The sequence below is a fragment of the Nocardia sp. NPDC050630 genome, assembly GCF_044457245.1.
Taxonomy (GTDB): domain Bacteria; phylum Actinomycetota; class Actinomycetes; order Mycobacteriales; family Mycobacteriaceae; genus Nocardia.
Map to the genome: position 1 here is coordinate 1,043,625 of NZ_JBITGN010000001.1, position 12,960 is coordinate 1,056,584.

The 12,960-nt window shown below is 64.9% G+C and carries 10 protein-coding genes; 3 read left to right on the forward strand and 7 right to left on the reverse strand.

Annotation, left to right across the window (positions count from 1 at the left end):
* Window positions 1–70 precede the first annotated feature (70 nt).
* Both ACIBG0_RS04605 and ACIBG0_RS04610 read right to left on the reverse strand, forming a co-directional pair.
* Window positions 71–1,522, reverse strand: coding sequence for an MFS transporter (locus ACIBG0_RS04605; RefSeq protein WP_397029186.1), 1,452 nt, complete (start codon window positions 1,520–1,522; stop codon window positions 71–73).
* A gap of 79 nt (window positions 1,523–1,601) precedes the next feature.
* A complete protein-coding gene (locus ACIBG0_RS04610) occupies window positions 1,602–2,225 on the reverse strand; it encodes a peptide deformylase (RefSeq protein WP_397029188.1) in 624 nt (207 codons plus the stop codon).
* Between the two features lie 137 nt (window positions 2,226–2,362).
* Between ACIBG0_RS04610 and car the strand changes: the two genes are divergently transcribed.
* A complete protein-coding gene (gene car, locus ACIBG0_RS04615) occupies window positions 2,363–5,842 on the forward strand; it encodes a carboxylic acid reductase (RefSeq protein ID WP_397029190.1) in 3,480 nt (1,159 codons plus the stop codon).
* On the opposite strand, the gene ACIBG0_RS04620 is transcribed toward car, so the two are convergent.
* The 5 genes from ACIBG0_RS04620 to ligD all read right to left on the reverse strand — a co-directional run bounded on the left by ACIBG0_RS04620 (window position 5,843) and on the right by ligD (window position 10,254).
* Window positions 5,843–6,466, reverse strand: coding sequence for a TetR/AcrR family transcriptional regulator (locus ACIBG0_RS04620; protein ID WP_397029192.1), 624 nt, complete (start codon window positions 6,464–6,466; stop codon window positions 5,843–5,845).
* 13 nt (window positions 6,467–6,479) lie between these two features.
* Window positions 6,480–7,385 carry an SDR family oxidoreductase gene (locus ACIBG0_RS04625; RefSeq protein WP_397029194.1) on the reverse strand — a complete coding sequence of 302 codons (906 nt, stop codon included), beginning with the start codon at window positions 7,383–7,385 and terminating at the stop codon, window positions 6,480–6,482.
* Window positions 7,382–8,860, reverse strand: coding sequence for a flavin-containing monooxygenase (locus ACIBG0_RS04630; protein ID WP_397029196.1), 1,479 nt, complete (start codon window positions 8,858–8,860; stop codon window positions 7,382–7,384). Before ACIBG0_RS04630 ends, ACIBG0_RS04625 begins: the two co-directional genes overlap by 4 nt.
* Window positions 8,861–9,091: 231 nt before the next feature.
* Window positions 9,092–9,259: a hypothetical protein gene (locus ACIBG0_RS04635; protein ID WP_397029198.1), complete on the reverse strand. Its 168-nt coding sequence runs from the start codon at window positions 9,257–9,259 to the stop codon at window positions 9,092–9,094.
* 104 nt (window positions 9,260–9,363) lie between these two features.
* On the reverse strand, window positions 9,364–10,254 hold the full coding sequence (ligD, locus tag ACIBG0_RS04640; RefSeq protein ID WP_397029200.1) for a non-homologous end-joining DNA ligase: 891 nt from the start codon (window positions 10,252–10,254) through the stop codon (window positions 9,364–9,366).
* A gap of 281 nt (window positions 10,255–10,535) precedes the next feature.
* Between ligD and ACIBG0_RS04645 the strand changes: the two genes are divergently transcribed.
* Together ACIBG0_RS04645 and ACIBG0_RS04650 are read left to right on the forward strand one after the other, a co-directional pair.
* Window positions 10,536–11,015 carry a nitroreductase family deazaflavin-dependent oxidoreductase gene (locus tag ACIBG0_RS04645; protein ID WP_397029202.1) on the forward strand — a complete coding sequence of 160 codons (480 nt, stop codon included), beginning with the start codon at window positions 10,536–10,538 and terminating at the stop codon, window positions 11,013–11,015.
* A gap of 472 nt (window positions 11,016–11,487) precedes the next feature.
* On the forward strand, window positions 11,488–12,957 hold the full coding sequence (locus ACIBG0_RS04650) for a bifunctional phosphatase PAP2/diacylglycerol kinase family protein (RefSeq protein ID WP_397029203.1): 1,470 nt from the start codon (window positions 11,488–11,490) through the stop codon (window positions 12,955–12,957).
* Window positions 12,958–12,960 lie beyond the last annotated feature (3 nt).

The window sequence follows — 12,960 nt, forward strand, 5'->3', positions numbered from 1 at the left end:
AACCCGTCGGTCGCGAAATTGCGGTGATCCCGGATTCACGACGAAGCGAATCCGGGATCGATTGTCGCGCTTATCGCGCGGCGCGCGCAGACAGCGCAGCGGCAACCAATACGGTGACGCCCTCCGCAATAGCGGTGCCGCCCAACGCGTGTGCGGCCGACAGCATCGTACCGCCCGCGAGGCCGAGGAAAACCGACCCGAAGCAGGCGATCCCGACCACGATGCCGAGCTGCACACTGGTCACCAGAATGCCGCTGGCATCGGCGGCGAGGGCCATCGGAATCCTGGCCAGGGTGCGGGTCATCAGCGGACTGAAAGCGAGCCCGAAGCCGATGCCCTGGATCCCGAAGACGACCAGCGGTAGCGGCCCGAAGTCGGCGCCATTGCGCAGCATCGTGCCCAGCGCCACCATGGTGGCCGCGCCGAGTACCAGCCCGAACGGAATCATGCTGGCGTGCAGGCGATGTGGGATGCGCTCCCAGTTCAAACTGGCCAGTGCGAAGGTCACGCCCATCGGAATGAACAGCAGACCAGCGTGCAGTGCGGTGTAGCCGAGGGTGCTCTGCAGGTGGATCGCCATGACGAACATCCAGCCACCGAAGGTCGCCATGATCGTGAACAGCGTGCCCGCGGTGAGCGCCAGGCCCGGCGACTTCAGCACCCGCTGTGCGAACAGCGGTTCACCGTCGCGTGCCGCTACCACCCGCTCGATCGCCACGAACAACCCGACACCGATCACACTGGCTCCCAGTGCGAGCCACGTCCACAGCGGCCAGTTCTGCTCATGTCCTAATACCAGCGGCAGTACGAGCAGCAGTACCGAGATGGTGAGCATGGTCAGCCCGGCCAGATCCAGCTTCCGATCGAATTGCGTGGTCGCCGTGGGCAATACCCGCGGCGCGATCAGCAGCAGCACCGCACCGATCGGCACATTCACCAGAAATACACCGCGCCAGCTGCTCCCGAACAGGTCGGCATTGACGATCAATCCGCCCGCCACCTGGCCGACGACCATACCGCCGGAAATGATCGCCGAGTAGGCGCTGAGTGCCTTGGCCCTGGCGTTGCCGGTGAAGTTGCGCTGGATCAAGGTCATGATCTGCGGAATCATCGCCGCCGCCCCGGCACCCTGCAGGAATCGGAATACGATGAGCGAGAACTCGTTCCACGCCGAACCGCAGGCCAGCGAGGCAACGGTGAACACCGCGAGCCCGGTAATGAAGGTGCGGCGCTGCGTGAACCGATCACCCAACCGAGCGCCGGTCACGAGCAATACTGCGTAGGCGATCACATACCCCGCGACGATCAACTGCAACGCGGATCCACTGGTATGCAACGAAGTACGAATAGAAGGAATGGCGACATTCACGATCGAGGCATCGAGCACCGCCATGAACTGCCCCGTGAGCAACACCGCGAGCACCGCGATGGTCCGCCGCGCACCGAACGCGGCGGGTTGATCTGCCGGTCCGGCAGCGGCCGACGTGGCCGCAGCGGTGCCCGGCTGCAAGGTCTGAGTCATGCGATGAGCTTGCAACCGATCCGACACCAGTAACAGGAGTCCGATAACACTGGTACTGGCAACACCTGGATACCGGCTGTCAGGGTAAGTCGAAGCCTAGGGCCTCGGCCGCGGCGGTGGGGGTTGGTTGAGACCAGCGGTCGATCAGGGTTTGCGCGGAGGTGAGCGAGCGGGTGATGGCGCGATCGAGGTAGAGGGTGCCATCCAGGTGGTCGGTTTCGTGCTGGACGATGCGGGCGGGCCAGCCGGAGACTTCCTCGTCCAGTTCGTGGCCGCCTTCGTCCTGGCCGCGCAGGCGTACGTGGGTGTGGCGCGCGACGACGGCCTGCCAGCCCGGAACGCTCAGGCAGCCCTCGAAGAACGCGGCGCGTGCGTCGCCGATGGGTTCGTAGGTCGGGTTGATCAGCACTCGGAACGGTAACGGGAACCGGCCGCGTACCGCGCGCACCTCCTCGCTCACCTCGGCCGGATCCTCCAGTACGGCCAGCCGCAGCGGTACCCCGACCTGCGGTGCTGCCAGTCCGACACCCGGCGCGGCATGCATCGTCTCCCGCATCGCCCGCACCAGGCGGTCCAATTGCGCCTGCGTCAGCTGTCCGTCGTAGCGCGCGGCGGGCGTGCGCAGCACGGGATCGCCTGCGGTAACAATGGAGAGGGGACCGCCGAGCAGCGTTTCGACAAGATCGGGAAGCGGGATCGTCATGGTCTCAGGATCGCAAGGCGCCGCGCGGCGCGATGATTTGGCCGGTCCGTCGCCGGATTCGGCTCGAAGCTGGAATATTTAGTCAAGCTAACGTATTACTGGATATAAGCGTCTTTTATGTGCGAAGGAGGCTGGCCATGCTGAGTAATATTCCGATGGAACGGCTCATGGATCGCATCGCCGATATGTACGCGAAATATTCGGACATTCGGGACGCGCGACCGACTCCGGAGACTTTCGCCGCGATCCGAGAACCCGGAATAGGGCCCGCGCAGATCGCGGCGACGGTCATGACGGCCTACGCCGATCGTCCCGCGCTCGGATATCGGGTCCGCGAACCGACGACGGACGAGTCGGGGCGGCGCACGCTGCGACTGCTGCCCGAATTCGCGACCATCACCTACGGCGAGTTGTGGGCGCGGGTCGGTGCGATCGCCGCCGCCTGGCACTACGACCCCGAAAACCCGATCAACGCAGGGGATTTCATCGCAACACTCGGCTTCACCAGTAGCGACTACACAACGCTCGATCTGGCGTGTCTGTATCTCGGCGCGGTGGCCGTACCGCTGCAGGCCGGTGCGGCTCCGAAGCAATTGTCGGCGATCATCGCCGAGACCGAACCGCGCATTCTCGCCGCGACTCCCGAAAACCTCACCGCCGCAGTGGAATGCGTCCTTACCGGGCCGACGCCGGAACGCCTCGTGGTCTTCGATTACCACCCTGAGGACGATGATCAACGCGACGCGTTCGAATCCGCCCGCAGCCGCCTGGCGCACACCCCGATAGTGGTGGAATCGCTGGAATCGGTGCTCGAACGCGGTCGCGCCCTGCCGCCCGTGCCGCTGTTCGTCCCCGAGGACGACGCCTTGGAGCTGCTGATCTACACCTCCGGCAGCACTGGAACTCCCAAGGGTGCCATGTACACCGGCCGGTTGGTGACCGCGATGTGGTTGTCGCAGCCCGAGGTCGCCGGGATCGGCTTGAGCTATCTGCCGATGAGCCATGTGGCCGGTCGCATGTCGCTCTACGGCGTGCTGGCCCGTGGCGGCACCGTGTATTTCACGGCCGAAAACGATATTTCGACGCTGTTCGAGGATATCGGCCTCGTGCGGCCGTCCGAGCTGTTCTTCGTGCCCCGCGTGTGCGATATGGTCTTCCAGCGCTATCAGAGCGAAATGGAACGTCGCGCCGAACCGGGTATCGATCGCGCCGAACTCGACCGCGCGGTGAAAACCGAACTACGCGAGGAATTCCTGGGCGGACGATTCATATCTGCCATTGTCGGTAGTGCGCCGCTGGCCACGGAGATGAAGACGTTCATGGAATCGGTCATCGAAATGGATCTGCACGATGGCTACGGTTCGACCGAGGCAGGCGGTGCCGTCATGGTCGACAATGTCATCCGCCGTCCACCCGTGCTCGACTACAAGCTGGTGGACGTGCCGGAGCTGGGATATTTCGGCACCGACCAGCCACATCCACGCGGTGAACTGCTGCTGAAGACCGCTACGATGATTCCCGGGTACTACAAGCGTCCCGAGATCACCGCCGAGATCTTCGACGCGGACGGCTTCTACCGGACCGGCGATATCGTGGCCGAACTCGGACCCGATGAACTCGTCTATCTCGACCGTCGCAATAATGTGCTGAAGCTTTCCCAGGGCGAATTCGTCGCGATCGCACACCTGGAATCCGTATATGCCAGTAGCCCGCTGCTCGAGCAGATCTTCGTCTACGGCAGCAGTGAGCGCGCCTACCTGCTCGCGGTGATCGTGCCGACCGAGGAGACGCTGCGCAGCGCTGATCCCAAAGCGGCACTGAGTGATTCGCTGCAACGCATCGCCAAGGAAGCCGATCTCGAATCGTATGAGATCCCGCGCGATTTCCTGATCGAAACCGAACCCTTCACCACCGAAAACGGTCTGCTGTCCGGCATCGGTAAATTATTGCGTCCCAAGCTGATCGAGCGCTACGGCGAGCGGCTGCGGCAACTCTATGTCGAACTTGCCGAAGGACAGGCGAGCGAACTGCTCACACTGCGCCGCGAAGCCGCCGACCGGCCGGTTCTGGAAACCGTGAGCCGAGCCGCACGGGCATTGCTCAGTTGTGCGACAACCGATCTGCGACCGGATGCGCATTTCACCGACCTGGGCGGCGATTCACTATCCGCGCTGTCGTTTTCGAATCTGCTCCGCGATATTTTCGCCGTCGAGGTACCGGTGGGCGTTGTCGTCAGCCCGGCCAACGGTTTGCGCGAGTTAGCGGAATACGTCGAATCGGCGCAGGGGACCGGCGCGATCCGCCCCACCTTCGCCGCGGTCCATACCCACGGCAACCTCGCGCGTGCCGATGAACTGACGCTGGACAAGTTCATCGATGCGCAAACACTCTCCGCCGCAGCCAATCTCCCACATACGGCCGAAACGCAGACCGTCTTGCTCACAGGTGCCAACGGCTACCTTGGCCGGTTCCTATGCTTGGAATGGCTGGAGCGACTGGACAAGACCGACGGCACACTTATCTGCATCATCCGCGGCAAAGACGCCGCGGCAGCACGGAAACGACTCGACGAGGCCTTCGACAGCGGTGATCCGCAGCTGCTGCGGCGCTATTGTGAACTGGCCGCCCGCCGCCTGGCAGTGCTGCCGGGTGATATCGGCGAACCAAATCTCGGCCTGGATGATGCGACATGGCATCGACTGGCCGACACCGTCGACCTGATCGTGCACCCGGCCGCGCTGGTCAACCATGTTCTGCCCTACGACCAGCTGTTCGGCCCCAATGTCGTCGGCACCGCCGAACTCATCCGCCTGGCCATCACCTCGCGGATCAAGCCCGTCACATATCTGTCCACCGTGGCAGTCGCCGCCCCGATCCAGCCGTCGTCCTTCGTGGAGGACGGCGATATCCGCGAAATCAGCCCTACGCGTGCGATCGACGACACCTATGCCAACGGCTACGGGAACAGCAAATGGGCAGGGGAGGTCCTGCTGCGGGAAGCGCACGATCTGTGCGGCGTTCCGGTCGCCGTCTTCCGATCCGATATGATCCTGGCGCACAGTCGATTCGACGGCCAGCTCAACGTTGCGGACATGTTCACCCGACTGCTGCTGAGCCTGGTGTCCACCGGCATCGCCCCGTACTCCTTCTACGAAACCGACGCCGACGGCAAACGCCAACGCGCACACTACGACGGTCTGCCCGCCGACTTCACCGCCGAAGCGATCACCACCATCGGCAGCCGGGCGCGCACGGATTTCCACACCTTCGACGTCCTCAACCCACACGATGACGGCATCTCCCTCGACGAATTCGTCGACTGGCTCATCGAATCCGGCCATCCCATCCGGCGGATCGATGACTATTACGAATGGTTGAGCCGATTCGAAACCGCGCTGCGCGGCCTCCCTGAGAGACAGCGGCAGGCCTCGCTGCTACCGCTGCTGCACGCCTATAGCCGACCCGCTCGGCCGATCCATGGCGCCGCCATCCCGGCAAAGGGGTTCGCCGCTGCCGTACAAGCCGCGAAAGTCGGTGCCGAACACGATATTCCGCATCTGACCCCGGCGCTCATCGACAAATACGTCAGCGATCTGCGATTGCGTGGACTGCTGTAGTCAGGTGAGCCCGAGGATGGTGATGGTGAGCTGGGTGGCGTAGTCGACGACCTCGCCGCGATTGGCCTCGACATCGCCGTCGAGCCAATCGAGGAACAGTGCGACGAGCGCGCCGGATATCGCGCTGACCGGCATCGGAATCCGGCCCGAAGTGGAGGTGAAACGTGCGGCCTGCTCCGGAGCGAGCTGGGCGGCGACGAGTGTGACGAAGGCAGGCAGTGCGTCGGCGCCGTGGGCGCGCAGGGTGTCATCGGCGAGGGTCTCGCGGAACATGATCCGGCCGCGGCGCGGATCATCGGCGAAATACTGTGCCGCCGCATCGAATGCCGCTCGGGCGCGGGCTGTTTCGTCGGCAGGTGCGTCGCCGAGCCGGGTGCTGACGGCATCGACGAGCCCGCGCGCGGTCTGGTCGTAGATCTCGATCAGCAGGGCTTCGCGGTCGGCGAAGTTCTCGTAGAAATAGCGCAGGCTCAGGCCCGCTTCGCGGCACACCGCCCGCATGGTGGTCGCCGCCGCGCCTTCGCCACCGAGCAGCCCATAGCCCGCGCGCACCAGTTGTTCGCGGCGCTCGGCGGCACGGCTGGCCATGGTGCTGCCGCGCCAGGTAGTGGCTGACGAACTCACGGGTTGGATCATGTCATGCGCCGCTGGACTCGCGTTGCTCCAGGCTGGACTCACTGCGCGGGCGTTGCTCCAGCTTGCGAAGCAGAACACGCAGTTGTTCATCGGTGCTGAGGTACTGGTCCATCAGCACATTGATCGCACCACGCAGCAGCGAATAGGGCTCCCAGACGCGCGGCGCGATGGTGCGCGGGGCCCGGTGGGCAATGCCATCGGCCACGGCTGAAGCGGCCTGAGCGGCGCTGATGCGCTGGTTGAGCGGCCAGGGCAGCATGGCATCGGCCGCACGGCCGAATTCATCGTCGTCGAGCGTGTCGTGGGTCATGGCGGTGTCGACGATGCCGAAATAGGCGACCCCGGCCGTGGCGCCGGAAGCGGCGAGTTCGACCCGCAGCGCGCGCCCCAACTGTTCCACACCCGCCTTGCTGATCATGTACGGCGACCCGCCCATACCGGGCGCGAATGCCGCGCAGGAGGAGACCACCACGACGTGGCCGCGGGTGGCGACGATATCGTCGAGCGCCGGTCGTACGGTATTGAACACGCCGGTCAGGTTGACACCGATGACCCGGTCGAAATCGGCCGGATCCATCGTGCGCAGCGTGGCGGGCATCGGGGTGATACCGGCATTGGCGATCACCAGGTCGATGCGGCCGAAACGATCGCGGACCGTTGCCATGGCGGCGACCATGCTGTCGCGGTCGGCGACATCGGCGCGCAGTGCGACGGCTCGTGACCCAAGTCGCGACGCGACAGTGCGAACCTTGGCCTCGTCCACGTCGAGCATGACGACCCACGCGCGGCGGCGGTGCAGGATCTGCGCCAGTTCCGCACCGATGCCGCGTCCGGCACCGGTGATCACCACCACCTTGTCGGCCACATCGAAGGTGTCATTGGTCGGCAGCAGCCGTAGCAGGTTCATGATGCCTCGATCAGGTAGGCGTCGGAGTCGAATTGCTTGGTGCGCCTGGCATATTCGAAACTCCAGTTCGGATACAGCCCGGCATTGTGATGGCCATCGGCGGTCTGATAGTAGCTACGGCAGCCGCCGGTGACCCATACGGTATCGCGGCTGCGCTGCTCCATTTCCTCGACGAAGTCCCGCTGTGCCTGCGGTCGCACCTCGATACGGCGAAGTCCGTTGCCGCGCATATTCTTTACCGCGTCCACGATATAGCGGATCTGAGCCTCGATCATGAAGATCGCCGACTGGTTCCCGGCCGCGCCGAATGGCCCGAGAGTGGTGAAGAAGTTCGGAAATCCGGTAACACTGGTGCCGAGATAGCTGCGTGGGCGTTCGCGATACAGCTGTGCCAGTGTGCGCCCCGCGGTGTCGTGGATGGCCTCGAATATCCGTGGCGGCACACCGAATCCGGTGCCCCAGATGATCGTGTCGACCTGGTGTTCGGTGCCGTCGACGGTGACGATCGATCGCGGGCGGATCTCGGCGATCCCGGCGGTTTCCACCTCGACATTGGGCTTGGACAGCGCGGGGTAGTAGGAGTCGGAGAAGATCGCGCGTTTGCAGCCGATCATGTAGTCGGGCGTCAGCTTGTGGCGCAGTCGCGGATCGGGAACCTGTCGACGCAGCTGCAATCGGCCCAGTGCCTCGAACGGATGACGGAACCGTTTGTCCACGAACCCGACCAGGCCGAATCCCTCGATGCCGGTGAAGTATGCGGCGCGGATCGTCTTGCCCAGCAAGGGTATCCGGCGCAAGAGTGTGCGCTCGACGGTGCTGGTCGCCCAATCCATGCGCGGCACGATCCACGGCGCCGAACGCTGGAACACCGTCAGCCGTTCCACGATGGGCTGGATCTCCGGAATGAACTGCACCGCGGACGCGCCGGTGCCGATCACCGCGACCCGCTCACCGGTCAGCTCGTGGTCGTGATCCCAGTGCAGCGAATGGAATTGGGTGCCGGTGAAATTCGCGATACCGGGTAGCTTGGGGATCTGCGCCTCGCTGAACGGTCCGATCGCCGAGACCAGCACATCTGCGGTCAGGGTTGCCTGCCCCGTGCGGATGCGCCACCGTCCAGCAGGCTCGTCCCATACGGCGTCGAGTACTTCGGTGTTGTACCGAATGTGTTGTGGCACATCGTATTTATTCGCGACGCCGCGCAAGTAGTCGAGGATCTCCGGCTGGGTGCCGTAGCGGCGGGACCAATTCGGGTTCGGGGCGAAGGAATACGAATACAGCATCGAAGGCACGTCGCACGCGCAACCCGGGTAGGTGTTGGCGCTCCATGTGCCGCCCAGGTCGGAGCCGCGTTCGAGGATGACGAAGTCGCGAAACCCGGCCTCGCGCAGTTTCACCGCCAATCCGATACCGGCGAACCCGGCGCCGATGACAACGATCGGCACATGATCGGGTCGCGTTGTCGGCTGATCCATCTGCACTCCTCCGGACGAGTATGCGCCCTTATGGGAATCGGTTGATTCCATTGGAATCAGATGATTCCTCTGCCGCCGTTCCTGTGTCAAGGTCCGCCAGTGTTATCGCAGGTCAACGGGCCAGCAATCGATTCCGGAATTCGCTCGCCGCGGCATATCCCGCCGAGGGCATACTCCGGGGACCACGGTCTGCCTTCGTCCGCGTCGTCCGAACCCGGCCGTGTGTCGGTCTCACGCTCCATAGCGCGCGGTGAGGTCGATTCGCGCACCGCGGCGGAGTTCATCGATGTCGAGCTGTGCGCGACCGCTTTGATAATTTTCGCGAGCGTAAGTGATGCCGCCCAGCTTGGGCGACGTCAACCGGGCGACCCAGGCGGCGATGCCGCTGAGTGAGGGCATCGGTCGGTTTCGAGGGTCGACGACGGTCGCGGCGTAGTCGCGACGCGTGGGATCCGGGTGCTATTCGTGATCGGGTCCGCCGATTGATGTCATCGCTGTCCGGGTCAAGAGTCGCCTTGCAGTCTGGACAAGCGCTGGTTCGGGCGGGTCAGTGAGCGGGCGTGCCTGTTCAGGTGGGCCCAGGGGTCGGGCTGCGCGGCGATCCGTTTGGGTATGTCACGGAGTGTGAATCGGTCCGGCCGGATGTCGTCGCTGTCCAGTTCGTCCCATTCCAGAGGCGTGGCGACCGGCGCACCGCGGCGTGCCCGTACCGCGTACGGGGTGACCGCGGTCTGCGCGTACGCGTTGCGCATGATGTCGAGGTAGATCCGGTCGCCGCGCTTTTCCTTGCGAACCTCGATAGTGCGGTGCGCGGCATCGTCGTCGGCGACCAGTTCGGCGACATCGCGGGCGAATTGCCGGACCGTGTCGAAGTCGGCCTCGGCTCGCACCGGCGCGACGACGTGCAGTCCACGCGAACCTGTCGTCTGTAGGTAGGGGACCAAGCCGATTTCGTTGAGTACGTCACGGAGGGTGTGGGCCGTGGCGCGTACCGCGGCGAAGTCACTGTCCGAGGGGTCGAGGTCGAACACGATCCGATCCGGCGCGTCGAGCCGGTCTCGCCGCGACAGCCAGGCATGCGGGGTGATGCAGTCCTGGTTGGCCAGCCATTCGAGTGCCTGACGGTGTCCGGCGCAGGGGTGAACTACGGTGCCATCCGCTTTGGCGACTTCGGCACGGTCCATCCAGTCCGGCAGCGAGTCCGCGAAATCCTTCTGCACGAAACCCTGTGCCTCGATGCCGCGCGGGTAGCGCTGCAGCATCAAGGGACGGTCCTTCAGATGCGGCAGCATCACCGCGGCGACCTCGCCGTAGTAGTCGACGAGCTCGCCCTTGGTGATTGCGTCGGCCGGGAACAGCACCCGGTCCGCGTGGGTGATCTCGATGCGAGCCATCAGCGTGTCTCCCTCACGACGCCGTCGGCGGCCTTATCGGTGCGCAGCCGGTGTAACGCGGGTGACGCAGCTGCGCCCGGACCGCCGCTTGCTCCGATACTCCTTCACCGTCACATTCAGGCCGTACCCGCCAACGGGGACCGAAAACCGGCGGTTGGCTCGGCCGCGATCACAAACGCTGCCGTCGGCTCGACGACCGGCTCATCTGGGCGACCCGACTTCGTCGAGGCTGCTCCCGGGCCCCTTGTCTGCGCCGACGGACAGATGGGACGCTCGAGTTCATGGCCAAGCCATATCGAGCCGGGTGGGGTGTCAGGGCATCCAACGCGTGGATGCGGACCGTGATACGCGCCGGATTGCCGATGTGGACCTTCCATGTCCTCACCGTGCGCGGACGCCGCACCCGCCGCGCGATCCAGACGCCGCTGGCGGTGTTCGAACAAGACGGCCGACGATACCTGGTGGCGTCCTACGGAACGGTGAACTGGGTACGCAACCTGCGCGCGGCACAAGGCAAGGCGACACTGCGCCAGGGCAGGCACCTCGAGACGGTGACGGCCGTGGAATTGCCCACCGATCAAGCGGCCCAGGTGTTCCGCGCGTCGCTGCTGTCGGGGCCGCCACACGTTCCCAAACCCATTGTGGCGCTGTATCGACGGTTTTTCGTGCTGCCCTACCTGGATGTGAATATGGACTCATCACCACAGCAATTCCTCGAAAACGCCCGCACCCATCCGGTTTTCGAAATCGTGCCGACGTGAGGGAAGTACCCAACACCAGCCGTGCGGTTCGTCGACTCATAGCCCAACCACCACCCCGAACCGCAAACCTGGTCGCGCTTCGCCGGGGCGGGCACGTCCAGTTCGCGTCGGCCGAACCAAAAGTCAAGAGCTCCAGCTGAACCCGCATCGGGAGCCCGGGTCCACTAACGCTGACAGCGCGGGAAGTCTGGGAGATGCCGTGGCAGCGCCCGTCTGGCAGGACGCGCAACTGTGGCTGGATGGTGACTTACCTCCGGCGAACGTGGTCGTCTGGGACGGGATGCTCGCTGGGGTGATCGGTGCGGCCATGGACCCACTGGAACCGAGAAGCGGTGATGTCGACTCTTCCAGCGTGCCGAGACGCGCACGGACGAGCTGGACATGGCAACACCAGCCGGTGCGAAATGGCGCCTGACCTGGACTCACCGGACTCGCGGATACTCGTAGGACGAATCGTGGATAGCCTGTGAGGATGCGTAGGCAGTCACGGAAGCTCGCGAGTCACGTGGACGCATGGCTCGTGGCGCGCAGTGCGCGGGCGCGTCCGAGCGCAGCCGATCGGTTCCTGCGGACGCTGAGCATCAGCGCCGACCACAGTCGGTTGTGGCTGGTGGTAGCAGGGCTGATGGCGTTGGGTGGTCGAGCGCCGCGGCGGGCAGCTGTGCGTGGGCTGGTCTCGGTCGCGCTGGCCAGTTCGGTGGCGAACGGCATCGCGAAGCCGTTGTTTCCGCGCCGCCGACCGCCGGATGAATCGGTGCCCTTCGTGCGCCGGCTGGTGAAACCGCCGGTGTCCTCCTCGTTCCCCTCCGGCCACTCCGCATCCGCGGCGGCCTTCGCTACCGGCGTCGCCATCGAATCTCCTGCTGCGGCGGCCATCGTCGCGCCGATTGCGCTGGCCGTGGGCTACTCGCGTGTGCACATCGGCGTCCACTGGCCCTCTGATGTGATAGCGGGCGGGGCATTGGGCGGCGCGATCGCACTGGGCACCCGGCGCTGGTGGGCGCAGCGCGACGATGAGCCCGCCGAACTCGGCGCGCATGAACGAATCACCCCGATGCGCGACGGATTCGGGCTTCTGCTGGTGATCAATCCGGGCGCGGGTGCTGGCACCGGCTCCGAACAACTGCGGTTACTGCACGAAAGCCTACCTGCCGCAGAGATTTTGACAGTCGCCGACGATCTCACCACCCAGATCGCCAAGCGAGTCGGCCGCGATGAGATCGCCGCACTCGGCGTATTCGGCGGTGACGGAACGGTTTCGGCCGTCGCCGCCGCAGCTGTCGAGCATCGGCTGCCCTTGGCGGTATTCGCCGGTGGCACCCTCAACCATTTCGCCCGCGATACCGGTGTGGAATGCCTCGACGACACCCTCGCCGCGTTGGAATCGGGAGAGGCGGTGCGAACCGATACCGCCGAGGTCCGATCCGATGGACTCGAGCCACGAACCTTCGTCAATACCGCCAGTCTCGGCGGCTATCCCGACTTCGTCCGTTTCCGTGAACACTGGCAGCCGCGGCTGGGCAAATGGCCCGCCGCGGGAATCGCCATGCTCCGGGTGCTGTTTCGGGCACAGCCGCTGCCGACGACCATCGATGGCACCCGCACCGCCATCTGGATGCTGTTCGTCGGCAACGGCCACTACCGTCCCGCTCACCAGATCCCGATGTCGCGCCCCGCGCTGCGCCACGGCACCCTCGATATCCGCTATCTGCGCGCAGACCTGCCATTTTCCCGAATCCGACTGATCTGGGCCACCCTCACCGGCACTCTCGATCGCTCCGCGACCTACGTGAACCATCATGCCGACCGGCTCAGTGTGCACATCGACGACGGCCCGGTCGCGCTAGCCACCGATGGCGAGGTCGATTACCGCGGAGACGACTTCACCTTCACCAGCCGTCCCGCGACACTCACACTGGTGCGCCGGGAGGAGCCGAATTGATAC